The organism is Staphylococcus caeli, from assembly GCF_051413795.1.
GTDB lineage: Bacteria > Bacillota > Bacilli > Staphylococcales > Staphylococcaceae > Staphylococcus > Staphylococcus caeli_A.
Genome location: NZ_JBOIRQ010000057.1, coordinates 1 through 249 on the forward strand (window position 1 = coordinate 1; position 249 = coordinate 249).

1 protein-coding gene is annotated in these 249 nt (G+C 43.8%); it reads left to right on the forward strand.

All coding sequences use genetic code 11. The features are described from left to right. Positions 1 to 249: Ig-like domain-containing protein (locus tag ACSULM_RS12530; protein ID WP_436863132.1), on the forward strand; the 249-nt coding region annotated here is incomplete at both ends.

Consider the following 249-nt stretch of genomic DNA (forward strand, 5'->3'; position numbering starts at 1 on the left):
TTAAAGGTGGAGAAACGTTAAACGTCACTTCGACAGATAAAGATGGAAATGTGTCAGGTGAAGCAACAACAACAGTTACGGATACGACAGCGCCGGAAGCACCAACGGTGAATGATGTAACAAGTGATGACACACAAATATCAGGAACAGCGGAAGCTGGTTCAACAGTAACAGTAACGTTCCCAGACGGAACAACAGGTACAGGAACAGCTGATGATGAAGGCAACTACACAATAGATATTCCAACAA